Below are 22417 nucleotides of genomic sequence, written 5' to 3'. Positions count from 1 at the left end.
CGTCCTCCTCGGGTCGTCCCCACCCATTCGCCTCCGGAACGGGCGGCGGCGCAACCGTCGAAGGTCGGGTCTTGGCCGGTCAGCGGGGTGTTTCGGCGAAGGGCTCGTGCAGTTCGACTACCCATTCGCGTTCGTCGCCGGAAGTGTGCAGATAGACCTCGCGCGGGAAGCCGTCCGCGCGGAAGCCGTGCTCGTCGGTCCACCGGGCCAGTTCCTGGTAGCCGGCGAGGAATCCGCTCGCCGGGCCGTGGTGGACGAGCGTCGCGGCACGCGCGGCGGGCAGTTCGGCCACCTCGAGCCCGTTCGGCGCGGCGACAGCGCCGGACACCGGGAGCGCGGCGTGCACGACGACCGGATCGTCTTCGCCTGCGGGCTTTTCGTAGTAGCAGGTCAGCGGTCCGGACGGGACCGCGTCGGACCCTTCGAGCCGTTGGCCGAGTTCCGCGCACAGCGGGCGCAGGACCGGGCTGATCGCCTCGGCGGAGAAGCTCTCCACGGTCGCGGTGAGCCGCACGACGCGCGTCGCGGGGATGTCCTTGACGATGATGTCGGTGTCCGGCATGGCGTGCTCGCTTTCCAGAGTGCGGAGTCTCGCCTCGACCGCGGCCAGCCGGAGCCGGTCGGCGGCGACCCGTTCGGCCAGTTCGGCCCGGCGCAGCGTCAGCATGCCGCGGACCTGCTCCGGCGTGACCTGCTCGGCCAGCAGCGCGGCGACCTCGCGGAGCCCGAAGCCGAGGTCCTTGAGCGCGACGATCCGGTTGAGCGCGGCCAGCTGTCCGGCGGTGTAGCGCCGGTAGCCGGTGCGCGGGTCGACCTCCGCGGGCCGGAGCAGGCCGAGCGCGTCGTAGTGCCGCAGCATGCGGACCGAGACCCGGCCGTGGCGGGCGAATTCTCCGATGGTGAACATGACTTCCCCAGCACACGCTCTGACACGGTGTGAGAGTCAAGTGTCCCCGCCGGACCGGGAACGGGCCAGCCCCCTGCGCCGACCCGTTCCCGGTGGCCCCCTCGTCCCCCGACGAACGAGGGGACCGCGCCGGTCCGCCGCCCTCCACAGGACGGACCGGAGCCGGTTGCGGCTCCCGCGAACGGAACAGCGGAGGGTGTCCCGCGTGACGGCGGTCGCCCGCAAAGCCACCCGATCGGGTGAGGATCGGCAGGTCCGTAGGCTGGCCGGGTGAATCGCACGGACCGGCTGTACGCGCTTGTCGAGGAGCTCCGGGCGGTCGCGCCGCGCACCCGGACCGCGGCGTGGCTCGCGGCGCGGTTCGAGGTCAGCGTGCGCACGATCGAACGCGACCTAGGTGCTTTGCGCGAAACGGGCGTCCCGATCTGGACCGAGACCGGGCGGACCGGCGGCTACGGCCTCGACCGCGAGCGGACCCTGCCGCCGCTCGCCCTCACGCCGGAGGAAGCCATCGCGATCACCGTCGCGCTGCGCTCAGCCGCTGGTTCCCCGTTCGCGGGCGCGGCGGAGTCGGCGGCGCGCAAGGTGCTGGCGCGGCTGCCGTCCGATGTCCGCGACGCCGAACAGCACCTCGCCGCGCGGCTGCACCGGGTCGGCGAGCCCGAACCGCCAGCCGTCCACAGCGGACTGATCCTCACCGCGCTCGCGGCCAGGCGCGTCCTTCGGCTGTCCTATGTGGACGCCAAGGGGCAGGAGACGGAACGCGACGTCGAGCCGCTGGGGCTGCTGTGGGGCCCGGCGGGCTGGTATGTGCTCGGCTGGTGCCGTCTGCGCGACGCGGTCCGCGGCTTTCTGCTGGACCGGATCCGCGCCCTCGAGCTCACCGGCGACCGCGTCGAGCGCCGCGAGGTCGACCTCGACGCCGAACTCGCGCGGATCTCCGCCCGTCCGCTCGGCGAGTGACCTGCGCCACGCGGCGCGGAAACACCGACAGGACGGTGTCGCCGGCGCCCGCGATGGTCGTCGCATGCCGAAAGAACTGAACCCCGAAGAAATCCCCGCCCTCTGGTGTCGCATGTGGAACGAGGACGCCTCGCTCGCGCACCGGCTGCTCACCGCCGACGGCCGCCAGTGGTCCGGCGCCAAACCCGGCCTCGACCCGCTGATCGGCCCGGCGGACGCCGAGGCGTTCATCGCTCGATACCAGCGCGAAGTCGGGAATGTGTTCGTGCCGCGCACGTTCGTCATCGATGGCGCCGATCGGCTCGCCTTCACCTGGGACGTCACCCGCCGCGACGGCGTGGTCCTCACCGGCGCCGATCTGTGCGTGCTCTCGGGAGGAAAAGTCGCGCGGAACTGGACAATTCCCTCTCCGGACGGCCGGTCGCCGTTGCCGGACGGGCCGGGTGAGGGCGACCTGGACCGGGACGGATTGCGCGCCCTGGCAACGGATGCGCATCCGTGGCGCGGTGAGCTGGTGCTCGACCCGGCGCGGCAAACCATCGCCGGGACCTGGTCGGACGGCGCGCGCGGCGGGCTGGCAGTGCTGGTCGCGGTCGACGGCCGGGTGGACCGCGAATGGGTGGTGCCGGGGACGCGTCCGCTCCCGTGATCGCGGGTGCCCGCGAGGCATGATGGCGGAATGGCGAACCGCGTTCTGCTGGCGGACGACGACCGGGCGATCCGGGAATCGCTGGTCCGCGCGCTCGAATTGGAGGGCTACCGGGTCAGCGAGGTCGCCGACGGCGTCGAGGCGCTCGCGATCGCGCGGAGCGAGGAGTTCGACGTCCTGATCGTCGACGTGATGATGCCCGGCGTCGACGGCCTTGGCGTGTGCCGGGTGCTGCGCGCGGGAGGCGACCGGACGCCGGTGCTCATGCTGACCGCGCGCGTCGAGACCGCCGACCGGGTCGCCGGATTGGACGCGGGAGCCGACGACTACCTGCCGAAACCGTTCGAACTGGACGAACTGCTCGCCCGGTTGCGCGCGCTGCTGCGGCGCAGCGCGGATCCGGGCGAGCAGGCGCAGCGCGTGGTGCGGCTGGGCGGGCTGGCGGTCGACGCCGGCGCGCGCCGGGTGTGGTGGCACGACACCGAGGTGGCGTTGTCGAAGACCGAATTCGACCTGCTGGAGCTGCTGGTGCGCAATGCCGGGATCGTGCTCGGCCGCGACACGATCCACCAGCGGATCTGGGGGTACGAATTCGGTCCGGAGTCGAAGAATCTGGCGGTCTACATCGGATACCTGCGGCGGAAACTGGAGAACGCGGGCGCGGACGAGCTGATCCACACCGTGCGCGGCGTCGGCTACGTGGTGCGGCCGGCATGAATCTGCGCGGCAAGCTGGCGATCGCGTTCGCCGCGGTCGGCGGCGGCGCGGCGATTCTCGTGGGCGTGCTGGGCTACCACACGGCTTCCCAGCGGATCAGCGCCGAACTCGACCGTTCGCTGCTGAGCACGGCGTCGCAGGTGTCGGCGGGCGCGGTGCAGCTGCTCGCGCCGAGCCCGCTCACCCGCGGCCCGGGGGACGACGACCACGACGAGGCACAGCCGATGGTCGCGCAGTCGATCGCGCCGGACGGGACCGTGCGTCGCGTCGGCGGCCGTCCGGTCACGCTGCCGGTCACTGCCGCTGATCGGGAACTGACCACCGGCACCCGCTATGCGGACGCGACTGTCGGGAGGGACGACTACCGCGTGCTCACCGTCGCGCTCGGCTCCGGGCGCGGGGCGCTGCAGCTCGGCATCGACGTGGACGAAACCCGGCACGTCCTCGGCGACCTCGCCGAACGGATGACCTGGGTCAGCCTCGCGGTGCTGGCCGGGGCGGCGCTCGCGGGCTGGCTGCTCGCCCGGCAGAACACCCGGCGGCTGGTCCGGCTCACCCGGCTGACCGAGGAGGTGAGCGCGGGCAGCAGGCCAGGGCTCGGGATCCCGGACCGCGGCCGCGACGAGGTCGGCAGGCTGTCCGCCTCGTTCGCCGGGATGCTCGAGCGGCTCGCCCGCGCCCGCGACGACCAGGAACGGCTGGTCCAGGACGCCGCGCACGAACTGCGCACTCCGCTGACCAGCCTGCGCACCAATGCGAGCGTGCTGCGGCGGTTCGAGGAATTGTCGCCGGACGCGCGGAACCGGCTGCTCGCGGACGTCGACGGGGAGACGCGCGAGCTGACTCATCTGGTCACGGAGCTGGTGGAATTGGCCACCGGACAGTACGACGACGAGCCGCTGCTGCCGGTCGAACTGCTGGAGCCGGCGGAGCGAGCTGCCGCGCGGGTGCGTCGGCGATCGGGGCGCGCGGTCGTAGTGGACGCCGATGGCACGACGGTTTCCGGACGGGCGAAGGCATTGGAGCGGGCGATGACGAACCTGTTGGAGAACGCGGTGAAGTTCAGCTCCGGTCCGGTGGAACTGCGCGTGCGGGACGGACGGGTCGAGGCGCTGGACCGCGGGCCGGGGATCGCGGACGAGGACGCCGACCGGGTGTTCGACCGGTTCTACCGAGCGGCGGGCGCGCGGTCCTTGCCCGGGTCGGGGCTGGGGTTGTCGATCGTGCGGGAAGTCGCGCTCTCGCACGGCGGCGAGGTGTTCGCCGGACCGCGGGACGGCGGCGGCGCGGTGGTGGGGTTCACCGTGGCTCTTACCTGATTCACACCTTGATCTTGCCCGGGGCTAACGGGGCTCGGCCAGAGTTGTGGCCGGTTGTGGTTCGGTGGATGGGGAAGGCTGCATGACGACGGTCAACGGGTTGCCCGCTCATATTCTGCTCGTGCACGCGGTTGTCGTGCTGCTGCCGTTGGCGGCGCTGGTGCTGGTGCTGACCGCTTGCCTGGCCTCGGTGCGGCGGCGGCTGGCCGGCGCGAACGCGATTTTGTCGGTGCTGGTGGTTATCCTCGTGCCCATTACGACGAATGCGGGCGAATGGCTGGAACGGCGCGTGGCGCGGACGCCGCTGGTCCGGGCGCACACGGAAATCGGCGACACGGCGATCTGGGCGGCGATTCCGGTGGCGGTGCTGGCTTTGGCGCTGTGGTGGCGGCAGCGGGAGGCCGGTGCGGCTGCGGCGGACGCGGATGCCAGCGCGGCGGGCGGCGCGGACGCAGGTGCTGACGCTGCGGTGGCTGGCGGTTCTGTGGCGGTGGTGCCTGGCGCGGGTGCGGGTGCTGCGGTTTCGGATGGTGCGGCGGTGGCTGGCGGTTCTGCGGCAGTGGTGCCCGGTGCGGGCGCGGGTGCTGCGGTGTCGGACGGTGCTATGGCGGCGGATGGTGCTGGGGCGGCGGTGCCTGGTGCGGGTGCGGAGGTGCCCGGACGTGCTGTGGCGGCGGCCGGTGCGGGCGCGGTGGTGGCTGGCCGTGCTATAGCGGCGGTCCCTGGGACCGGCGCGTCTGGTGCGGGTGAGGCTGGTGCGCGTCAGGCGAGCCCTGCCGCGAGCGGCACCGATGCGAGCAGCACCAATGCGAGCGGCCCCGCCGCGAGCGGCAGCGGCGTGAGCGGGGCTGCCACGAACCACCGTCGCGTGTTTCTCGCGCCTGCCTCGAAAGCGGTCAGCGTGACGTTGATCGTGCTGTCGGTCTTGGCTGCCGGGGCGGCGGTCTACGACATCGTGCGAATCGGCGACACCGGTGCCCAAGCCAGCTGGCAGGGACAGTTCCAGCAGAACCCGGCCCCGCGCGGGAGATAGCGGAGTCCTTGCGGCGAAAGGACTTCACGCCCAGAACCTCGCGACGCTACTGAAGCCGAGCCGCACCTGAAGAGACTGTCCGTGAGGGGAACCCTGAGGGAATCAGAGTCCGTCAGGGTTCCCCTCACGGACAACCGATCAACTGCCGATCCGGCGTTCGAAGCCCTCCGGGACGATCAGGTCGTCCCGGCTCAGGTCGTGCACGCTGCGGTGTCCCAGCGCGAGCAGTGTCGAGTCGATGCCGTTGCGCAGCACGTCCAGCACGTTCTCCACCCCGGCCTGCCCGCCCGCGGCGAGGCCCCACAGGTACGCCCGCCCGATCAGGACCGCGCGCGCCCCGAGGGCGAGCGCCTTGACGACGTCGCTGCCGCGCCGGATTCCGCCGTCCAGCAACACTTCCACCTCGCTGCCGACCGCTTCCGCGACCGCGGGCAGCGCGCGGATCGTGGCGGGGGTGCCGTCGAGGTTGTTGCCGCCGTGGTTGGACACCGAGATCGCGCTGACCCCGGCGTCCACCGCGCGGCGCGCCTCGTCGACCCGGTACACGCCCTTCAGCAGGAACGGCCCGTCCCACTGTTTCCGCAGCCAGCTCACGTCGTCCCAGCTCGGCGGCGCGGTCTGCATCCACTGGCCGTACGCACCGAAGAACGACGGCACCGGCGTGCCGGGCTCGGCCATGTTCGGGACGCTGAGGTCGGGCAGTTTCTTGGTGCGGGCGTAGGCGAGCAGCCACCGCGGATGCGTCATGCCCTCGGGCGCGAACCGGATCAGTTCGCGCAGCGTCAGCTTGTCGGGGATGTGCGGGCTGCCCCAGTCGCGGCTGTGCGAGAACGACCAGTCGAGCGTGAGGATGATCCCGACCGCACCCGCGGAACGAGCCCGGTCGAGCCGCCGGAGGATGTCGTCGCGGCTGCCGGTCCAGTACACCTGGAAATACGTATTCGGGTTGGCCGCCACCACCTCCTCGACGGGCTTGCTGGCAAACGACGACAACCCCATCGACGTCCCGCGCGCGGCGGCCGCGCGGGCGACCGCGACCTCGCCGTCCGGGTGCACGGCCTGCACGCCGGTCGGCGAGATCAGCACGGGCAGCGCGACGTCACGGCCGAGGACGTTCGTGCTCAGATCGCGTTCGCCGGGCAGTCCGGCGGTGCGCGGGGCGAACCGCAGTTCGTCGTACGCGGCCAGATTGTCCTGCAGCGTCAGCCCTTTTTCCGAACCGGCGATCAGTGCCGAGTAGACGGACGCGGGCAGGCGTTTCTTCGCCCGCCGCTGTGCTTCGGCGACAGATTCGAACCAGGTGGTGCTCATCGTTTTCCCTTCGGGTCGACGCGCAGAGGGCGCCAGGTGATGCGCGGCCGCAGCGGGACCGCGGTCCGGTGGTCGAGGCAGCCCGCCCACACCCCGGCGCCGTACGCGAGGTCGTCGGCGATCGCGCCGGCGGTGTAGCGGAATGGGTCGAGATCGGGTCGTTGCCGCAGCCAGGCGGTCAGCGGCGGTCCGGCGAGCAGCGACGCGACCGCAGCGCGCCGTCCCCAGCGTTTTCGCCCGCCGGGCAGCAAAAGCGCGGCGAGCAGGGGAGCGGCGAATTGCGTGCTGTAGCGGCCGAATCCGAGCCAGGTTTGGCCGACCGCGGTGCCCATCGCGCGCGTAACACCGTGCGCCGGGACGTCGCTTCGGTGTAGCACGCGGGCCATGCTCAATACTGCGCCAGTGAACGCGGCGGCAGCGGGAAGCGGACGGCGCGCCAGGAGCGCGGCGACGGTCAGCGCAGGCCACGGGTGCAGGACGAGCGGGGTCATCGCGGCCGGACGCCGGAAGGCTAACGGGGCGGCGGAAGTGCCGTAACTGGCGCGGCGGCGGAGCAACGCGCGCCAGGTGGTCGGCTCGTGATGGTCGACGTGCGCGGACGGGTCGTAGCGGATCCGGAAGCCAGCGTCGTGGAGTCGCCAGCCGAGGTCGACGTCCTCTCCGACGCGCATTGCCGGGTCGAAGACCGCACCGTCGCGGACGACGGATTCCAGTGCGGAACGGCCAACCAGGAGCGCGGCAGTGGGCACATAGGACAGTCGCGTGCCGGGTGCGACGCGGGCGGGTGCGGTGCCCAGGTCGAGGCTGCTGGCGGCGCGGGTGTAGCGGCCAGCCCACGTGTCAGGGGCGAGCGGACGCACTCGCGGCGCGACGGCGGCGACCAGCGGGTCGGCGAAATGCCCGGCCAGTCGGTCGATCCAGTCCGGCGACGGGACGCAATCGCTGTCCAGGAAGGCGATCAGGTCGGTGGAAACGTGCTCCAGCGCGGTGTTCCGGGCGGCACCCGGACCGCCGTTGACGTCGCGGCGGACGAGTTTCGCGCCGTGCGCGGAGGCGACCGCGGCGATGGCGGCTGGGTCGGCGGACCCGTCGTCGACGACCAGCGCCGGGTATCGGCCGTCGAGACCGGCGAGGCAGCGGCCGAGCAGTTCGGCGCGGTCGCGGACTGGGATGACGACGGTCGCGTCGGCGTTTTTGGCCGGGGGCAACGGATGTGCGAACCCGGCGTCGGTGAGCAGCCGGGCGAGGACGCCTTCCGCCGAGGTCTCGACCGGGTTGTCCGCCAAGCGGGCCCACGCCGTTCGCCCGGTCTTCGTCAGGCGCAGCACGCGGGCGGGGGAGCCGCCGAAAAGGAGGCCGTCGGAGAGCTGTTTGACGCTCGGATCGACGGCGAGGCGGAATCCGGCGGGCAGTGGGGTGGTCACAGCGCCAGTCCTCCGTCCACCGGGACGATCGCGCCGGTCATCGCGCTGCTTTCCGGCCCGGCGAGGAAGACCAGGACGGCGGCGACCTCGGCGGGATCGAGCAGTCGTTGCTGAGGTTGTTGCGCGGCAAACGTTTGCGACGCAGGGAGGTCGTAAAGCCGGGCGCTCTCGGCGAGGATCGGCGTGTCGGTCGAGCCGGGGCTGACCGCGTTCGCGGTGACGCCGGAGTCGCCTAGTTCCGTGCCCAGCGCGCGAATCAACCCGGCGACTCCGGCTTTCGCCGCGCAGTACGCGGCGAGTGTCGGCAGTCCACGGGACGCGGCGGCGGACGCGACGGCCAGAAACCGTCCGGAGCGGGGTTTCGGCCGGCGCAGCATCGCGGGAATCGCCGCGCGGGCGAGGTTGAGGACGCCGCGGAGGTTGACGTCGAGGACAGCGTCTTCCTGCTCTGACGGCATTTCCCACATCGGCACTCCGCCCGCGATCACTCCTGCCGCTGCGATGGCCGCGTCGAGTCCGCCCCAGTGTTTTTCTGCTGCCGCGACGACTGCGTCCAGTTGAGCACGGTCGCGGACGTCTGCGTGGAATTCTTCTGCCGTACCGCCGTTTTCCCGGATCTTGGCGACCACTGTGGACAGTTCTTCGGCAGTGCCCATCGGGTAGGGGAGCGCGGGATCGTCGCCGGCGACGTCGACCGCGAGCACGGCCCAGCCCTGTTCGGCCAGCTTCGCCGCGGTGGCTGCGCCGATGCCGCGCGCCGCGCCGGTCACGAGGACGGCTTTCATGGCATCACCACGGAAGTCCAGTCGCGCACGTGCGCTCGCAACTGCGCGGTGAGGCGTTCGAGCAGGTCCCGGCCTTCGTCTGCGGTGGCTCCAGTGGGATCGCCGAGAATTCCGGTGTCGGTCACGGCTCGCACACCGCCCTTGCGCAGCACAGGAAGCAGCTCGCTCAGCGGACGGCTATCGCCCGGCACCGCTTTCTCCAGCTGCACCGCGTCCGGCCGGAGAGCCAGCTGCAGTGCGGTTTCCGGCCGTCCGGCGTGCGGATCTCCTTGCCAGCGCGGCTCGAACATCGAGACGTCCCGTGATTCGGTGCGCAGGGTCGCGACCGCACGGGTGACCGAAGCCGCGTTGCCGCCGTGCGCCGACACGAAAAGCAGCCGCCGGAACGTTTCGCACGCCGACCGGCCCAGCTCCACGAGCAGGAGTTCCGTGGCCGCTTGCCCGATCGACAGCGTCCCCGCGAACCCGGCGTGCTCGCCGCTCGATCCGTACGGCACGGCTGGCGCGACCAGCACGTCCGGCCGTTCCGCGGCGAGCCGGTCGCACAATGCCGTGGCGATGTCGGTGTCCGTGCTCAACGGCAGGTGCGGGCCGTGCTGCTCGGTGGCCCCGAGCGGCACGGCGAGGATCGCGCCGGACGCCGCCTGTTCGGCGACGTCCGGCGACGACAGATCGGCGAGCCGCATTTCAGCGGCCCGGGGTGAAGCCTGCGAGCGGATTCTCGTCGCAGGCCCGTTCCGGCGGACGGCGCATGCCGATGGTCACCGGCACCTTGCGGTGCGAATGGTCCAGCGACGGTTTCGGCACGCTGCCCGCGGCGACCCCGGCCAGCGCGCGTTCGCCGTGGCCGCGCACGCATTCCGGGTCCGGGCCGTCGAGCGGCAGCCCGGTGAAGAACTTCGCCGCCATGCACCCGCCGCGGCAGGCGTCGAACGCCGAACACGACGTGCAGGCCCCGCCGCTCTGCGGGCTGCGCAGCTGCGCGAACAGCTCGGATTCCCGCCACACGCGCGTGAATCCGCCCTCGCCGCGGATGTTTCCGGCGAGGAAGGTGTCGTGGATGGCGAACGGGCACGCGTAGACGTCGCCGACCGGGTCGACCAGGCACACCACCCGGCCCGCGCCGCACAGGTTCAGCCCGGGCAGGCCGCCGTCGCCGTAGCCGGCGAGGTGGAAGAACGAGTCGCCGGTGAGCACGTTCTCGCCGTGCTCGACCAGCCAGTCGTACAGCTCCCGTTGCTGGCGCGCGGTGGGGTGCAGCTCGTCCCAGACGTCCGCGCCGCGGCCGGACGGGCGGAGCCGGGTGAGCCGCAGCTGGGCGCCGTAGCGGTCGGCAAGGGCTTTGAAGTCGTCGAGCTGTCCCGCATTCTGCCGGGTCACCACGACAGAAATCTTGAAGTTCCCGAACCCCGCCGCGGCGAGGTTCTCCATCGCCCGGATCGCGGTGCGGTAGGAGCCGGGGCCGCGGACGTGGTCGTTGACCTCCTCGGTGGCGCCGTCGAGGGAGATCTGGACGTCGACGTAGTCGCTGCCGGCGAGCCGGTTCGCGACGTCCTCGGTGATCTTGATGCCGTTGGTGGAGAACTTGACGCCGACGTGGTGCTCGGTCGCGTAGTCGACCAGCTCCCAGAAATCGGGCCGGACGGTCGGCTCGCCGCCGCCGATGTTCACGTAGAACACCTGCATGCGCTCGAATTCGTCGATCAGCGCCTTGCACTCCCGCGTGCTCAGCTCGCGCGGGTCGCGGCGGCCGGACGAGGAAAGGCAGTGCACGCAGGAGAGATTGCAGGCGTAGGTGAGTTCCCAGGTGAGGCAGATCGGCGCGTCGAGCCCGAACTGGAATTCGTCGACAAGCGGCATCACACGCTCCTCGGATGGATCATGTCCGACGCCGCGAGCGCGGCGAGGGCGGCGCGGTAGCGGGGCAGTTCCGCCTGCGCGACCCCGGCCCGTGCGCACGCGGCGCGGGCGGAGGGGTGGTCGGTCAGCGCCTGCACCGCGGCGAGCATGGTGCGGCTCTTGAGAAAGGACAGCCGGCGGGTGCCGAAGTGGTACAGCAGCGCGCCGAACCGCTCCGGCCGGATGGAGACCCGGCTGTCCAGTTCCCAAGCACCGTCCAGATCGAACGCCGCGGCGTCGCGGTCAGTAGACACCGCACATTCCGTCGATCGAGACCTCCTCGACGAGCAATTCGTCGGCTACGACCTCTTCGGCCTTCGTCCCGGATGGGGCTGTCGTCTCGCTCATCGTGACTCCCTTGTCCCGCTCGGCGATATTTGACACTTAGTGTCGAATGTGACGGCGAGAATACTGTCACCGAGTGCCAGAAGCAATGGCCGGTCCGCGCGGGACACCCGAATGGGCGTTCGCCGCGGCCGGGAACCGACTGCCCCGCTCGTCCGACTCCTCAGGAGGCGGACCACGCGAAGGGAACAGGATGGCCATCGGCACAGACGACGCGCCACGCACCGAACGAGAACCGGCGACCGGATGGGCGGCGCTGCGCCCCTTGGTGCTGCGGCTGCATTTCTACGCCGGAGTGTTCGTCGGGCCGTTCCTGCTGGTCGCTGCGCTGACTGGGATCGCGTACGTGTGGACGCCGCAGCTGGAACAGGCCGTCTACTCGCAAGAGCTGCACGTCCCGTCCGCTGCTGGCGGGGTCCCGCTCGACCAGCAGGTTCTCGTCGCACGCGGACGGGTGCCGGACGGGAAGGTCATCGGCGTACGTCCGGCGCCGTCCGCGACCGACACCACCCAGGTGATCTTCGACCGTCCGGGCTTAGCGCCGAGCTATCGGTACACAGTGTTCGTCAACCCGCATGACGGCGAGGTCCGCGGCGCGCTGGAAACCTACGGTTCGGGGCAGGCGATGCCGGTCCGGGGCTGGATCGACACCCTCCACCGCAACCTGCACCTCGGCGATTTCGGCCGGCTGTACAGCGAGCTGGCGGCTAGCTGGTTGTGGGTGATCACCCTCGCGGGACTGGCTTTGTGGCTCGGCCGCCGTCGACGCTTGCGTGCCGTGCTGCTGCCGTCCGGAGGAAAGCCCGGACGGCGCCGGCTGCGTTCCTGGCACGGTTCGCCGGGGCTGTGGATCGCTGCCGGGCTGCTGTTTCTTTCCGCTACCGGACTGACGTGGTCGCTGCGCGCGGGCGCGAACATCACCGATCTGCGGTCCTCTTTGGACTGGACTACGCCGACGGTTTCGGCTGCTGGCTCCCGGACTCCCGGAGACGTCGGCTGGCAGGCCGTCCGCGACGCGACCGCGCGGGCCGGATTGTCCGACCCGGTGGAGATCCGGCCGCCTTCTGGGGGCGGTTATGTGGTGCAGCAGGTCGGACGGGGCTGGCCGTCCAAACAGGACTCGATGGCGGTCGATCCTGGCACTGGCGCGATTACCGGGACGTTGAGGTTCGCTGACTATCCGCTCGCCGCGAAGCTGAGCCGGTGGGGGATTGACGCGCATATGGGGTTGCTGTTCGGGGTCGCGAATCAGGTGGTGCTGACGGTGCTGGGGGCGGCGTTGGTTTGTGTCGTGGGGTGGGGGTATCGGATGTGGTGGCTGCGGGGCCGCGCCGGGCGATTGGTGGCGGGCGGCTGGTTGCGTGGCGGGGGTCGTTCCGGCGAGTCACGGTCGCTTGGTGAAGCCGACTTGGCTCGGTTGCCGGAGGACGGCGGGTCGTTGGGTGGTCTGGTGCCGACGCGTGGTGTGCGCGGCGGGGCTCGGTCTGGCCGGTTGTCGATGCGTGACGAGGTTCGCTCCGATCGGCCGTCGATGCCTGGGGCTCGCGCTGGAGGGTTGCCGACGGGCGAGGTGCGGTTACGCGACGAGGCCGGTTCGGACCGGATGCCGGAGAGCGGCGTGCGGTCGCGGGACCGGGGTCGTTTCGGCCGGTTGCCGATGCGCGGCGCGTGGCGGCGAATCCCCGGGCGAGTGTTGGCTCCGGTGCTGGTCGGAATGGCGGTGGTGGGGTGGTTCCTGCCGGTGTTCGGGGTGTCGTTGCTGGGATTCCTGGCGGTGGACTGCCTGCTGGGCTTGCGCCGGGAGGTCGCGCGATGATCGCCGAAGCGGGTTTGCGGTGGATCCTCACGCTGCTGTTCGCGGCGGCTGGGGCGTTCTGCCTGTACCGATGCGCGCGGCGTCCCGGTGTGAGCGGACGGGTGGCGGACGCACTGCACGCGGCGATGTGCGTCGGGATGGTCACGATGGCTTGGCCGGCCACGATGACCTTCGCGCGGATGCCCCAGGTCGTGCTGTTCGCGGCGGCCGCCGGATGGTTCGCGGTGAGCGCGGTGCTGGGATTCGGGCACGGACGTCTGCCGGGAGCACACCACGCGCTGATGATGGCCGGAATGGCGTGGATGGCGTACGTGATGCCGTCGGCGATGGCGGGAATGACGATGTCCGCGGCGGCGATGGGCGGCGAGCACGCCGGGATGGACATGGGCGACGCCGGGATGGCGATGACCGGGCACGCGCCTGCGCCGGTGACGGTGGTCGCGGGTGTGCTGGCGGTGTTCTTCCTGATGGCCGGGGTCGCGTGGCTGGCCCGGGCGATCGATCACGCCCGGACGGTCGCCCGGCCTGGACGGCGGGAGGTCGGGCTGGCGATGGAAGGCGTGATGAGCTTGGGAATGGCAGTGATGGCGGTGGCGATGATCTGAGCCGGGCCGGGTTGTTCGGGTCGACCTTCCCGGTCGCCGAGGCACCCGACGAAACCCGCGTCACCCCCGAAAGCAGCCCCCGGCCCCAACAGCCTTCAAGCCAAGCCCGCCAAACCACACCAGCTTCGGAAGTTGCGGCCCTTGCTCTGGACTACAGGCCGGAGTTCGCGAGCTAGGCGGTTTGGCGTGAGCCGGGCGGAGCCTGTCGCTTAGGGCTTGTTGTCTCAGGTTGCGTCGGCTGGAGTCGCGGGTTCCTTTCAGACCGCGCGGTCGTCCTCCCCGGACTGCTGCGGGCGTGCGGTTCGCGTCGCGTGGGGGGACTGCGATTCCGTGCTCGCGCGTTCCGGCAGTGTGAGCTGCTTGGCCGGAACTCCCGAGCGGACGGGCGTCAGGCGGCGCGGTGCCGTCCGGTCGGGCGCTGGGAATCGCGGCCGCGTTTCGGGTGCGGGCGGACGAGGGCGAGCGCGCCGTGGGTCGTCACGGTGGTCTGGTCCGGGTCGTCGGCGGTGTCGGCGAGGTCTGGGCCCGGCTGGTGCCGGAGCCGGTGCTGCCGGTGGACCGCGTAGAGCAGCGCCAGCCCGATGACGAGGAAGACGTGCGATAGCACCCGGGCGACTGTCACCCGGTCGCCGATGAGGTCGCTGGTCGTGAGCACTGCGAGGACGATCACGAACCCGGTGATCATCGGCAGCTGCCCGGCCGCGGCGCGGGTTCGCAGCGCGGCCCACAGCAGCCCGACGCCGACCGCGAGGTTCCAGGCCGCGCTCTCGTTGATGAGGTGGCCTTCCATGAAACCGCCGCCGCCGTGCGCGTTGTCCATGCCGAGCAGTTGCGCGAACGCCAGCCCGCACTGGACCAGCCCGACCAGCCCCAGCGCGACCCGCAGCCCCCATTTTTCCCGTGGCGGGGCCGGGGTTTCGGCGAGGATGCGGTCGGTGAGGTCGGGCACCTCGGGCGCGCTGCGGACCAGCAGGGTGCGGCGCAGCGTCGCGCTTCGTTCGTACCAGCTCCGGCACGCCGCGCAGGTCTCGAGGTGCTGGTCGACCTGCGGTTCGGGCAGCGGGCCCGCTTCGCCGTCGAGCCGCGCGGACAGCGCTTCGCGGAAGATTTCACAGCTCACGTCTGTCATAGTCGCTCGGATACGCGTCCGAGTTCCCGGCGGGTCCGGCGATTTTTCCCGGTGCCCGGTCGTGGAACCGCCGCCGGCCGGCATGGACTACCGTGAGGCCCGTGTCCACCGGCCGCGACAACGACGACGAGCGGATCACCGCGCTGGCCCTCGCCGCGGGCCGCGGTGACCAGGTCGCATTGGAAGCCTGGGTCCGCGCGACGCAAGCCGACGCGTGGCGCTTCCTGGCCCACCGCACCAGCCCGGCCGACGCGGACGACCTCACCCAGGAAACGTACCTCCGCGCGTTCGGCTCGCTGCCGCGCTTCGCGGGCCGGTCGTCGTCGCGGACGTGGCTGCTGTCCATCGCCCGCCGGGTGGTCGTCGACCGCATCCGCGCGCGCTCGGTCCGCCCCCGCGAATCCACGACGGCCGACTGGCAACGCGCCGCCGAAGAACAATCGGCCCGGACGCGCACGGCGGGCTTCGAGGACCTGATCGAACTGGGCCTCCTGCTGGACACTCTCGACGAGGACCGCCGGGAAGCCTTGGTGCTGACCCAGTTCCTGGGCTTGTCGTACGCGGAAGCGGCCGAGGTATGCGGCTGCCCGGTCGGCACGGTGCGGTCCCGGGTGTCCCGCGCCCGCGACGATCTGCTGCGCGCGCAGGAGGAGAACGACACCGCGATGTGAGGCGGGGGTTGGTCGGTTCTGCCGGGTCGCGTTGCTTTAGGTGAGCGGGCGGGTCGTCCGGTTCCGCTGGGTCGCGCTGCGCTAGGCGAGTGAGCGGATTGTTCGGTTCTGCCAGGTCGCGCTGCTTTAGGTGAGTGCGTAGGCCGTTCGGTTCTGCCGGGTTGCGCTGGTTTGGGCGAGTGCGTGGGTCGCTCGGTTTCGCCGGGTCGCCCGGCTTCAAGCGAATGAGCGGGCCGTTCGGCACCCAGGCGGATCGAATGCTTGGCTACCAGCCGTCCGCTGCTCTCTTCGGGTGGCGAGTGGCCGTTCCGGTAGCCGCGAACGCCTGCCCGCCGTTGGATCCGACTGCGAGCCATAGCCGTCGTTGCGGCAGCCGCCAGCGCCAGTCCGCCGTTGAATCGGACTGCGAGCCAGAGCCATCGTTCCGGTCGCCGCTAATCCCCGTCCGCCGTTGGACCCGGCCGCGAGCCATAGCCGTCGTTCCGGCAGCAGCCAGCGCCCGCCCGCCGTTGGACCCGGCCGCGAGTGAGAGCTGCTGTTCCGGCAGCCGCTAGCGCCCACCGTGGGATCCGGCCGTGATCCAGATCGCGGGAACTCGCGGCCATCTCCGCGCGACCACTCTGCTGTGCGCACTATTCCGGCCCCGCACCGGCGGGGTTTGCTTGCCGCCGCGGGGTTTGCTGCCGTGGCCGTCGTGGCGGTGGTCGCCGCGGCGGGCGATGTCTATGCCGCGCTCGGCAACCCGTCTCCCGGCCTGTTGACGTCCTTTGGCACCTCCTTGCTCCGGTTGATCGCCGACGCGTCCGGGGTGGTCTGCGTCGGCGGGCTCGCGTTCGCGGCGTTCCTGAGTCCGCCGGGCGAATCGGGCCGGCTCTCCCCGGACGGTTACGCGGCAACCCGCACCGCGGCGGGTGCTGCGCTCGTCTGGGCGCTCTCCGCCGCGGTGCTGGTGCCGTTCGACGCCGCTGACGCGTCCGGGCGGCCGGTTTCCGAGGCGTTGCACCTGGCGAACCTCGCCGTCCCCGTTGACGCCATGGAGGAACCCAAAGCCTGGCTCTGCGTCCTGGCGGTGGCGACGGTCGTAGCCATCGGCGTTTGGCGCACGCTGACCTGGCGCACCACGGTGTGGTGGCTGGGACTGGCCCTCGTCGGACTGCTGCCGAGGGCGATCGCCGGGCACGTTTCGATCGGCGCGTGGCATGACCTGGCCACGAATGCCTTGGTGTGGCACGTGATCGCGGCGGCGTTGTGGACTGGTGCGCTGGTTGCGCTGCTGGTCCACCGCGGCTCAGCGGCGGCACGAGAGGTTGCGCTGCGTCGGTATCGACGGTTGGCGACGTGGTGTCTCGTAGTGCTCGCTGCCTCCGGAATGGTCGACGGTCTCGCGCTCGCCCGTCCGGCTGGATTGTTTACTGGCTATGGCTTTCTCCTCGGGGTGAAGGTCCTGATCACGGTGGCGTTGGCGGGGCTGATCGCCGTCACGCGCCGTCGTTGTGGCGGCGGGAAAGCGGCTCTCGTGGCTGAGGTCGTGGTGCTGGCTGGGGCAATGGGCGTCTCGGCCGGGCTGGCACACCTAGTGCCACCAGCGTTCGTGGACGATCCGGCGACCGTCGGCGAGACCGTGCTCGGCTACGACCTGCCCGATCCTCCGACGTTCGCCCGGCTCTTTCTCGATTGGCGTCCGGACTTGCTGCTCGGCGTCGTGGCAGTGCTCGCCGTCGCGGCCTACGCGGTCGGGGCGCGCCGCCTCCGCGTTCGCGGCGACGACTGGCCGCGCGGCCGATTCTGGGCGTGGACCTGCGGCTGGGCGACGGTGCTGATCGCGACGTCGTCCGGCCTGGGCAAGTACTCGTCCGGAACCTTCAGCCTGCACATGGTCATCCACATGACGCTGGCCATGCTCGCCCCGGTGCTGCTCGTGCTCGGCGGCCCAGTGACCCTCGCGCTGCGCGCCCTGCCGGTGGCGGGCAAGGGGCCGGACGGTCCGCGCGAGTGGATGGTGGCGCTGCTGCACTCACGCTTCACCCGCCTGGTCGCGCACCCGCTGGTGGCGTCAGTGGTGTTCGTCGGCTCGTACTACGCGCTGTACTTTTCGGGCCTGTTCGGCGAGGCGATGCGCTACCACTGGGCGCACCAGCTGATGAACCTCCATTTCCTCGTGTCCGGCTACGTTTTCTTCTGGCTGGTGATCGGCCTCGACCGCCCGCCGCGCTCGATGCCGCATCTGGCGCGGCTCGGCATGATGTTCGCGGTGATGCCGTTCCACGCGTTCTTCGGCGTGATCCTGATGAACAAGCAGACGGTGATCGCCGAGACGTTCTACCGCTACCTGTCGCTGCCGTGGATGCCCGATCTCCTCTCTGATCAACGGCTGGGCGGCGGCATCGCCTGGGCCACCGGGGAAATCCCGATGATCGTGGTCGTCGTGGCGCTGCTGGTGCAGTGGGGCCGCCATGACGACCGCGAAGCCGCCCGTCTGGACCGCCGCTTCGACCAAGGCGAGGACGACGATTTCGCCGCCTACAACGCGATGCTCGCCAGCCTGGCGGCCAGAAGGCAGTAGCCGCGGCCCGATGCCTGCCTCGGCGAATCAGGTCCGGTCAGTCCTGAGTTCCGCTCGACCGGCATCGGCCCACCGCCCGCTGAATCCGGCCGCGTGCCCCGCGTCGCCACCCGGCAGGGCAGCCGTGATCTCGTTGCACCGCGCCATTTCCCTCGCTAAACCACGGCAGTCACCACCTTGTCCAAGGTTCCGTCCTTGACGTCCTCGACGAGAACTTTCAGCTGCGCCAAGCTCATCTGTACTCGCTGCCCGAAGTCGTCGGTCAAGACGACGCGGCGCTCCGGCGGGGCGGTGTCGTCGAGGAACAGCTCCGGGCAGCCGCAGTCGCAGTTGCCGCAGAACGTGGTCACGTGCTGCAGATCTCCTGACGCGGCAAAGGTTTCGGACATTCTCGCTCCTGTCTGATCGGGTCGGATCGGGCACTGCCACCATCTGGATAGTCGTCGGAGAGGGCCGAAAGGTTCCCAAGTCACCCGAAGGAGTGGCGGCGGAAAAGCAGGCGTACTATGGAAATCAGTTCGCCTTCCCGGTGCCGGCACTGCCACCGCCTCGTGCCCGTCCTGGAATCCGGAGAATCATGTCCACGCAGACCGCCGCCCCCGCGGCGACCCCGACCCGTCAACTCGATCTCGCCGTCGGCGGGATGACTTGTGCCGCTTGCGCGGCGCGTGTCGAGCGTTCCCTCGGCAAGCTCGACGGCGTCCGCGCCACGGTGAACTACGCGACCGAACGCGCGACCGTCCACTATCCGCCTGACCTTGACCCCGCCTCGCTGGTCGCGACGATCGAGCGGGCGGGCTACACCGCGGCTGTCCGCGGTGAAACGAGCCCGGAAAACCGCGACGCGCGGGTTCGCGATCTGCGCCGCCGGCTGATCGTCGCCGCAGTGCTGGCTGTCCCGCTCGGAAACCTGTCGATCACGCTCGCGCTCGTGCCGTCGCTGCGATTCCCGTTGTGGGAGCTGGTGTGCCTGCTGCTCGCGACGCCGGTCGTGTTCTGGTCGGCGGCACCGTTCCACCGTGCCGCGCTGCGCAATCTGCGGCACCGATCGTCCAGTATGGACACTCTCGTTTCCTTGGGGGTGCTGGCGTCCTACCTGTGGTCGGCGGCCTCCGTATTGATCGGATCGGGCACCGAGGCGGGCTACTGGATCGGGTTCGGCGCGACCGCGCCGGGCGCGGATTCGGTGTACCTCGATGTCGCGGCGGGAGTGACGACGTTCTTGCTCGCCGGCAGGTACTTCGAGGCGCGGTCAAGGCGCGGCGCGGCGGACCTGCTCGGCGCGCTGGACGCACTGGCGGCGAAGGACGTGCGGATTCTGCGCGCGGAAGGCGAGGTGCTGGCCGGAATCGGCGAACTGGCGGTCGGCGACCGGTTCGTGGTGCGGCCGGGGGAGAAGATCGCCGCTGACGGAGCTGTCGACAGTGGTCTGTCCACAGTGGATGTCAGTGCTATCACCGGAGAACCGGTTCCGGCGGAGGTCGGGCCGGGAAACCGGGTGATCGGCGGGAGCATCAACCTGAACGGCCGGCTGGTAGTGCGTGCGGAGGCGGTCGGCGCGCGGTCGCAGCTGGCGCAGATGAGCGCGCTGGCCGAGCGGGCGCAGGAGCGGAAGGCGGCGGTGCAGCGGCTGGCCGACCGGGTGTGCGCGGTGTTCGTCCCGGTGGTCTCGGCGTTGGCGGTGCTCACGCTGGCGGGGTGGTTGCTCACCGGGAACCCGGTGCGGGATGCGTTCGGGGCGGCGGTGTCCGTGCTGATCATCGCGTGCCCGTGTGCCTTGGGGCTTGCGACGCCGACGGCGTTGATGGTCGGCGTCGGGCGGGGCGCGCAGCTCGGGATCCTGGTGAAGGGGCCGGACGCGCTCGAAGCGAGTCGTACGGTTGACACCGTTGTGCTGGACAAGACCGGGACGGTGACTCAGGGGCGGATGACTCTCGCCGAGGCCAGGGCGTTCGGGTCGTTTTCGTCGACGGAAGTGCTTCGTCTCGCGGCCGCGGTGGAAGCTTCGTCGGAACACCCGATCGCAGCGGCGATTGTCGCCGGTGTGCCGGAGGTGCTTCCGGCCGCTGCGGAGTTCGAGGCCTTGCCGGGCCTGGGTGCGCGCGGGGTGGTCGAGGGAATGGCGGTAGTGGTGGGGCGGCCGAGGTTGCTGGTAGGAGAAGGGATTTCGGTCGGCCCGGAGGTCGAGGCTGAAGTGGCGTCGGCGGAGGCGGGCGGGGCGACGGTCGTGCTCGTGTCGAAGGCGGGCGAGGTCGCGGGCATGCTCGTAGTGCGGGACGAGGTGAAGCAGTCGGCGCGGGAGGCGGTCGCGCAGCTGCATCGGCTGGGGTTGAAGACAGTGCTGCTGACCGGCGACAACGAGGCGACGGCCCAGGCTGTCGCGGCGGAGGTCGGGATCCCCGAGGTGCTCGCCGGGGTCTTGCCGAGCGAGAAAGCGGCGGCGGTGTCTGCGTTGCAGCGCAAGGGACATCGGGTGGCGATGGTCGGCGACGGAGTGAACGACGCTCCGGCGCTGGCGACCGCTGATCTCGGGCTGGCCGTCGCGGAGGGGACTGATCTGGCTTTGCGTTCGGCCGACATCATCCTGGTCCGCGACGATCTGTCGGTGCTGCCGGACGCGATCCGTCTCGCACAGCGGACGTTGCGCACTATCCGCGGCAATCTCGTCTGGGCGTTCGGGTACAACGTGGCCGCTTTGCCACTCGCCGCGTGCGGGCTGCTGAATCCGCTGATCGCGGGGGCCGCGATGTCGCTGTCGTCGGTGCTGGTGGTGGCCAACAGCTTGCGGCTGCGGAATTTCGCGCCCGGCCGCTGAGCCGGGGGTGGTCGGGATCACCCTGGCCGTCGCTCACTCGATTAGGTTAGGTTTGCCTAATCAGTCGGCGACGGAGGGTGAGGTGCGCGGTGACGCGGGACGCGGGAGCCGGGATCGAGGGGCGGATCGCGCTGGTCACCGGCGGTGCGCGCGGGATCGGGGCGGCCGTCGTGGAGGCGCTCGCCCGGGCCGGTGCCGTGGTGGCCGCGGTCGACATCGACGAGGAGGGGTTGCGGGAGGTCTCCGCGCGGGACTACGGCGCGGGGGCGGCTCGGGCTGATGCCGGGACCGTTTCGGGTGGTGGGGTGCTTGACGATGCCGCGCCGGGCTTCGGGGCGGGGCTGGCTCGGGTGGATGCCGGGGGCGTTTCGGACGCCGGAGTGCCTGGCGATGCCGCCCGGGGTTCGGTTGCGGCGGGAGCGCCGGAGGGTCGTGATGGTGAGCGACTTTCGGGGAGTGCTCCGGCGGGGACGTCCGTAGGCGGCGTCTCGGGGAGCGCTGCGGCGGCGGGGCTGCCGGAGGGCACGGTCGGCGCGCGGCCTGCGGGGAGTGTGCCGGAGGGGGCTTTCTCGGACGGCGGCGTCGCGGGAGGTTCTGCGGCGGAGGTCGTGCCGGAGGGTGCCGATGGTGCGCAGCCTTTGGTCAGTGCGTCAGAAGGGGCTTTCTCGGGCGGCAATGCCGCGCGACCGTCGGCGGAATCGGCAACGACGGCGCTCGCGGACGGTGGTGCCACGCCGATAACCACAGATGCGGCGCAGACTCGTCCCGACGCCAGCGCTGGGCCGCCAGTAGGCACCCAGTCGCCGGTTGGCGGGCGGGTGGTGCCGTTCGTGGCGGATGTCGGGGATCCGGGGGCGGTCGCGCGGGTCGTGGCGGACGTCGAGCGGGAGTTGGGGCCGATCGGGATCGGGGTGTCTGTCGCGGGGGTGTTGCGGCCCGGGACTGTCGGCGAGACCAGCGACGAGGACTGGGCGGCGACGTTCGCGGTCAACTCGACCGGGGTTTTCGCTGTGCTGCGCGAGATCTCCCGGCGGATGCAGCCTCGGGGGAACGGCGCGCTCGTCACCGTGGGGTCGAACGCGGCCGGTGTCCCGAGGACCGGGATGGCCGCTTACGCGGCTTCGAAGGCGGCGGCGACCATGCTCACCCGCTGTCTCGGGCTCGAACTCGCCGGGTCGGGGATCCGGTGCAATATCGTCTCGCCGGGGTCGACCGACACCGACATGCAACGTCTATTGTGGACGGACGAATCCGGCGAAGCTCGCGTGATCGCGGGGAATCCGGAGGAATTCCGCGTCGGGATCCCGCTCGGGCGGATCGCCGATCCGGCCGATATCGCGGACGCGGTGCTGTTTCTCGCGTCCGACCGGGCGCGGCACATCACCATGCAGAACCTCTACGTCGACGGCGGGGCCACGCTTCGCGCGTGACCCGGGTTGACCCGCCGGGCGGCTTTTCCTTTTCGT

General features: G+C 71.0%; 21 protein-coding genes and 1 pseudogene. 12 read left to right on the top strand and 10 right to left on the bottom strand.

Annotation, left to right across the window (positions count from 1 at the left end):
* Positions 1 to 79: 79 nt before the first annotated feature.
* Positions 80 to 907, bottom strand: a complete 828-nt coding sequence (locus ACZ7SW_RS27100; RefSeq protein ID WP_470233168.1) for a MerR family transcriptional regulator — start codon at positions 905 to 907, stop codon at positions 80 to 82.
* 270 nt (positions 908 to 1177) lie between these two features.
* Between ACZ7SW_RS27100 and ACZ7SW_RS27095 the strand changes: the two genes are divergently transcribed.
* The 5 genes from ACZ7SW_RS27095 (at position 1178) to ACZ7SW_RS27075 (ending at position 5588) form a co-directional block, all read left to right on the top strand.
* A complete protein-coding gene (locus tag ACZ7SW_RS27095) occupies positions 1178 to 1870 on the top strand; it encodes a helix-turn-helix transcriptional regulator (protein WP_470233167.1) in 693 nt (230 codons plus the stop codon).
* 64 nt (positions 1871 to 1934) lie between these two features.
* Complete coding sequence (locus tag ACZ7SW_RS27090) at positions 1935 to 2519, top strand: nuclear transport factor 2-like protein (RefSeq protein ID WP_470233166.1); 585 nt, start codon at positions 1935 to 1937, stop codon at positions 2517 to 2519.
* 30 nt (positions 2520 to 2549) lie between these two features.
* Positions 2550 to 3236, top strand: coding sequence for a response regulator transcription factor (locus ACZ7SW_RS27085; protein WP_470233165.1), 687 nt, complete (start codon positions 2550 to 2552; stop codon positions 3234 to 3236).
* Complete coding sequence (locus tag ACZ7SW_RS27080) at positions 3233 to 4555, top strand: HAMP domain-containing sensor histidine kinase (RefSeq protein WP_470233164.1); 1323 nt, start codon at positions 3233 to 3235, stop codon at positions 4553 to 4555. The genes ACZ7SW_RS27085 and ACZ7SW_RS27080 overlap by 4 nt, the downstream gene beginning before the upstream one ends.
* Before the next feature lie 82 nt (positions 4556 to 4637).
* Complete coding sequence (locus ACZ7SW_RS27075) at positions 4638 to 5588, top strand: hypothetical protein (RefSeq protein WP_470233163.1); 951 nt, start codon at positions 4638 to 4640, stop codon at positions 5586 to 5588.
* A 138-nt stretch (positions 5589 to 5726) separates the two neighbouring features.
* Here the strand turns inward: ACZ7SW_RS27075 and mftD are convergent, their stop codons facing one another.
* From mftD to mftA, 7 genes are read right to left on the bottom strand one after another with little or no spacing between them, the layout of a single operon-like run.
* Positions 5727 to 6899, bottom strand: a complete 1173-nt coding sequence (gene mftD, locus ACZ7SW_RS27070; protein ID WP_470233162.1) for a pre-mycofactocin synthase MftD — start codon at positions 6897 to 6899, stop codon at positions 5727 to 5729.
* Positions 6896 to 8323 carry a mycofactocin biosynthesis glycosyltransferase MftF gene (gene mftF / locus ACZ7SW_RS27065; protein WP_470233161.1) on the bottom strand — a complete coding sequence of 476 codons (1428 nt, stop codon included), beginning with the start codon at positions 8321 to 8323 and terminating at the stop codon, positions 6896 to 6898. The genes mftD and mftF overlap by 4 nt, the downstream gene beginning before the upstream one ends.
* On the bottom strand, positions 8320 to 9108 hold the full coding sequence (locus tag ACZ7SW_RS27060; protein ID WP_470233160.1) for a mycofactocin-coupled SDR family oxidoreductase: 789 nt from the start codon (positions 9106 to 9108) through the stop codon (positions 8320 to 8322). Before ACZ7SW_RS27060 ends, mftF begins: the two co-directional genes overlap by 4 nt.
* Positions 9105 to 9794 (bottom strand): mycofactocin biosynthesis peptidyl-dipeptidase MftE, encoded by a 690-nt coding sequence (gene mftE, locus ACZ7SW_RS27055; RefSeq protein ID WP_470233159.1) that lies wholly within the window; start codon positions 9792 to 9794, stop codon positions 9105 to 9107. The genes ACZ7SW_RS27060 and mftE overlap by 4 nt, the downstream gene beginning before the upstream one ends.
* A gap of 1 nt (position 9795) precedes the next feature.
* On the bottom strand, positions 9796 to 10968 hold the full coding sequence (mftC, locus tag ACZ7SW_RS27050) for a mycofactocin radical SAM maturase (protein WP_470233158.1): 1173 nt from the start codon (positions 10966 to 10968) through the stop codon (positions 9796 to 9798).
* The gene (gene mftB / locus ACZ7SW_RS27045; RefSeq protein ID WP_354743320.1) at positions 10968 to 11261 is read right to left on the bottom strand and encodes a mycofactocin biosynthesis chaperone MftB; all 294 of its coding nucleotides are present in this window, start codon (positions 11259 to 11261) and stop codon (positions 10968 to 10970) included. Before mftB ends, mftC begins: the two co-directional genes overlap by 1 nt.
* Entirely contained in the window at positions 11251 to 11355 is a 105-nt protein-coding gene (mftA, locus tag ACZ7SW_RS27040; RefSeq protein ID WP_470233157.1) for a mycofactocin precursor MftA, read from the bottom strand. The genes mftB and mftA overlap by 11 nt, the downstream gene beginning before the upstream one ends.
* A 190-nt stretch (positions 11356 to 11545) precedes the next feature.
* Here mftA and ACZ7SW_RS27035 point away from each other — a divergent pair, with 190 nt between their 5' ends.
* Positions 11546 to 13168 carry a PepSY-associated TM helix domain-containing protein gene (locus tag ACZ7SW_RS27035; protein ID WP_470233156.1) on the top strand — a complete coding sequence of 541 codons (1623 nt, stop codon included), beginning with the start codon at positions 11546 to 11548 and terminating at the stop codon, positions 13166 to 13168.
* Positions 13165 to 13773 carry a DUF5134 domain-containing protein gene (locus ACZ7SW_RS27030; protein ID WP_470233155.1) on the top strand — a complete coding sequence of 203 codons (609 nt, stop codon included), beginning with the start codon at positions 13165 to 13167 and terminating at the stop codon, positions 13771 to 13773. The genes ACZ7SW_RS27035 and ACZ7SW_RS27030 overlap by 4 nt, the downstream gene beginning before the upstream one ends.
* Before the next feature lie 388 nt (positions 13774 to 14161).
* Here ACZ7SW_RS27030 and ACZ7SW_RS27025 read toward each other — a convergent pair whose 3' ends face one another.
* Entirely contained in the window at positions 14162 to 14902 is a 741-nt protein-coding gene (locus ACZ7SW_RS27025) for a zf-HC2 domain-containing protein (protein ID WP_470233154.1), read from the bottom strand.
* Positions 14903 to 15003: 101 nt separating this feature from the next.
* On the opposite strand from ACZ7SW_RS27025, the gene ACZ7SW_RS27020 reads away from it, so the two are divergent.
* Both ACZ7SW_RS27020 and ACZ7SW_RS27015 read left to right on the top strand, forming a co-directional pair.
* Entirely contained in the window at positions 15004 to 15573 is a 570-nt protein-coding gene (locus tag ACZ7SW_RS27020) for a sigma-70 family RNA polymerase sigma factor (RefSeq protein WP_370938255.1), read from the top strand.
* 685 nt (positions 15574 to 16258) lie between these two features.
* Entirely contained in the window at positions 16259 to 18136 is a 1878-nt protein-coding gene (locus ACZ7SW_RS27015; RefSeq protein WP_470233153.1) for a bifunctional copper resistance protein CopD/cytochrome c oxidase assembly protein, read from the top strand.
* Between the two features lie 155 nt (positions 18137 to 18291).
* Here ACZ7SW_RS27015 and ACZ7SW_RS27010 read toward each other — a convergent pair whose 3' ends face one another.
* Positions 18292 to 18525 carry a hypothetical protein gene (locus ACZ7SW_RS27010; RefSeq protein WP_470233152.1) on the bottom strand — a complete coding sequence of 78 codons (234 nt, stop codon included), beginning with the start codon at positions 18523 to 18525 and terminating at the stop codon, positions 18292 to 18294.
* Between the two features lie 188 nt (positions 18526 to 18713).
* On the opposite strand from ACZ7SW_RS27010, the gene ACZ7SW_RS27005 reads away from it, so the two are divergent.
* From ACZ7SW_RS27005 to ACZ7SW_RS26995, 3 genes and pseudogenes are all read left to right on the top strand, one after another.
* Positions 18714 to 20951, top strand: a complete 2238-nt coding sequence (locus ACZ7SW_RS27005; protein WP_470233151.1) for a heavy metal translocating P-type ATPase — start codon at positions 18714 to 18716, stop codon at positions 20949 to 20951.
* 77 nt (positions 20952 to 21028) lie between these two features.
* Positions 21029 to 21184: pseudogene (locus ACZ7SW_RS27000) on the top strand (SDR family NAD(P)-dependent oxidoreductase); the annotation flags it as partial.
* A 405-nt stretch (positions 21185 to 21589) separates the two neighbouring features.
* A complete protein-coding gene (locus ACZ7SW_RS26995; RefSeq protein WP_470233387.1) occupies positions 21590 to 22381 on the top strand; it encodes a 2,3-dihydro-2,3-dihydroxybenzoate dehydrogenase in 792 nt (263 codons plus the stop codon).
* Positions 22382 to 22417: the final 36 nt, after the last annotated feature.

The sequence above is a fragment of the Amycolatopsis sp. NPDC114484 genome (genome assembly GCF_055633755.1).
This window is presented reverse-complemented; position numbering and strand designations above follow the sequence as displayed.

Bases quoted from the DNA above. Each gene is read 5' to 3' on its own strand.
- ACZ7SW_RS27080 (WP_470233164.1), top strand. From the start codon at position 3,233: ATGAATCTGCGCGGCAAGCTGGCGATCGCGTTCGCCGCGGTCGGCGGC.
- mftA (WP_470233157.1), bottom strand. From the start codon at position 11,355: ATGAGCGAGACGACAGCCCCATCCGGGACGAAGGCCGAAGAGGTCGTA.
- mftC (WP_470233158.1), bottom strand. From the start codon at position 10,968: ATGCCGCTTGTCGACGAATTCCAGTTCGGGCTCGACGCGCCGATCTGC.
- ACZ7SW_RS27085 (WP_470233165.1), top strand. From the start codon at position 2,550: ATGGCGAACCGCGTTCTGCTGGCGGACGACGACCGGGCGATCCGGGAA.
- ACZ7SW_RS27030 (WP_470233155.1), top strand. From the start codon at position 13,165: ATGATCGCCGAAGCGGGTTTGCGGTGGATCCTCACGCTGCTGTTCGCG.
- ACZ7SW_RS27090 (WP_470233166.1), top strand. From the start codon at position 1,935: ATGCCGAAAGAACTGAACCCCGAAGAAATCCCCGCCCTCTGGTGTCGC.
- ACZ7SW_RS27075 (WP_470233163.1), top strand. From the start codon at position 4,638: ATGACGACGGTCAACGGGTTGCCCGCTCATATTCTGCTCGTGCACGCG.
- mftE (WP_470233159.1), bottom strand. From the start codon at position 9,794: ATGCGGCTCGCCGATCTGTCGTCGCCGGACGTCGCCGAACAGGCGGCG.
- ACZ7SW_RS27100 (WP_470233168.1), bottom strand. From the start codon at position 907: ATGTTCACCATCGGAGAATTCGCCCGCCACGGCCGGGTCTCGGTCCGC.
- ACZ7SW_RS27035 (WP_470233156.1), top strand. From the start codon at position 11,546: ATGGCCATCGGCACAGACGACGCGCCACGCACCGAACGAGAACCGGCG.
- mftD (WP_470233162.1), bottom strand. From the start codon at position 6,899: ATGAGCACCACCTGGTTCGAATCTGTCGCCGAAGCACAGCGGCGGGCG.
- ACZ7SW_RS27060 (WP_470233160.1), bottom strand. From the start codon at position 9,108: ATGAAAGCCGTCCTCGTGACCGGCGCGGCGCGCGGCATCGGCGCAGCC.
- ACZ7SW_RS27025 (WP_470233154.1), bottom strand. From the start codon at position 14,902: ATGACAGACGTGAGCTGTGAAATCTTCCGCGAAGCGCTGTCCGCGCGG.
- ACZ7SW_RS27010 (WP_470233152.1), bottom strand. From the start codon at position 18,525: ATGTCCGAAACCTTTGCCGCGTCAGGAGATCTGCAGCACGTGACCACG.
- ACZ7SW_RS27005 (WP_470233151.1), top strand. From the start codon at position 18,714: ATGTCCACGCAGACCGCCGCCCCCGCGGCGACCCCGACCCGTCAACTC.